At 60.8% G+C, this 1,453-nt stretch carries 1 protein-coding gene; it reads right to left on the bottom strand.

The features are described 5' to 3' along the window. Positions 1–53 precede the first annotated feature (53 nt). The coding region (gene tnpC, locus RY831_RS32895) for an IS66 family transposase (protein WP_326510487.1) at positions 54–1,453 on the bottom strand (1,400 nt) is incomplete at its 5' end.

The following is a 1,453-nucleotide window of genomic DNA, read 5'->3' as shown; positions in this document are numbered from 1 at the left end:
GTAAGCGCCTAGCCATCCCACATTGACGGGATCCCGAATCTACGAGCAGAAGTTTAGGCGGGCGTCCAGCGATGCGGCAGCAGTTCGGTGACACTGCTAGCCGGCAGTGTCGGTAAGCGTTCGAGGACATCCTTCATGTAGGCGTGCACATCAAGGCCGTTCAGCCGCGCCGAGTGCAATAGCGTCATCACCGCGGCAGCACGCTGCCCCGCGCGCAGACTGCCGGCGAACAACCAGTTCTTTTTTCCGAGTGCGATAGGCCGAATCTGGTTTTCCACCCAGTTGTTGTCGATCGGAACAGCGCCATCGTCCAGGTAGCGCGTCAGCGCTCCCCAGCGTCCCAGACTGTAATTGATGGCTTTGGCAGTCGCGCTGCCATCCGGCACTCGCTGCCGCTGCGCCAGTAACCAGGCATGCAGCGTATCGGCTGCCGGTCTGGCGAGTCGATTCCGTACTTCCTGTCTGTTTTCGGCATCTAGGTGCTGTACCTGCCGCTCAATGTCGTACAGTGCCCCGAACAGCTTCAACGCTTCCTCGGCAATCTGGCTCTTGTGGTTGGCATAGAGTTCATGGAACTTGCGGCGTGCATGCGCCATACAGCCCGCTTCGATGATGCCTTGCTTGAACAAGTGCTTGTAGCCGCTGAAGTCGTCACAGATGAGCGTGCCGCACCAATCCCCAAGGAATTCCCCGGCATGCCGGCCGGCGCGGGATTCGGCGAAGTCGAACACCACTGCCTTCATGTCATTCATGGCCGTACTGCAGTAGCTCCACAGGTAGGCGCGATGCGTCTTGCCGTTGCCTGGCTTGAGCATGGCCACCGGCGTCTCGTCAGCGTGCAAGACCCGCTGTGCCAGCAGTTCCTGGCTCAGTGCATCGACCAGCGGCTGCAACTGCACACCGCATACGCCGACCCACTGTGCCAGCGTCGAGTCAGGAATCGCAAATCCGGCACGGCCGTAGATGCCGCTTTGTCGGTATAGGGGTAAATGATCTAGGTATTTGGCAACCAGGACATGGGCCAACAGACCAGCGGTCGGGATACCCTTGTCGATGATCTGCGGCGGCACCGGAGCTTGCACCAACGTCTCGCATTGACGGCAGACCCACTTGCCGCGGATGTGGCGCTCCACTGTAAAGACGCCCGGCTGGTAGTCAAGCTTCTCGGCCACGTCCTCGCCGATGCGCTGCAGCTGGCAGCCGCAAGCGCAGGTCGTGGAATCAGGATCGTGGCGCACTTCCTTGCGAGGCAAGGACGCCGGCAACGCGGCACGCTTGGGTTGCTGCTTCTTGCCCTCATCGTCGGCCGGCTTGGTCGGATTGAGTTGCTCGATCTCGGCTGTGAGCGCCTCGATATCGGTGTCGAGCGTTTCGAACAGCATGCGCTGCTGCTCACCGGTGTAGGCTTCGCTGGAAGCGGCGAACTTGAGCCGCTTGAGGATGGCCATTTCGT

It is taken from the genome of Noviherbaspirillum album (assembly GCF_035916955.1).
Taxonomy (GTDB): Bacteria; Pseudomonadota; Gammaproteobacteria; order Burkholderiales; family Burkholderiaceae_D; genus Noviherbaspirillum; species Noviherbaspirillum album.
This window is presented reverse-complemented; position numbering and strand designations above follow the sequence as displayed.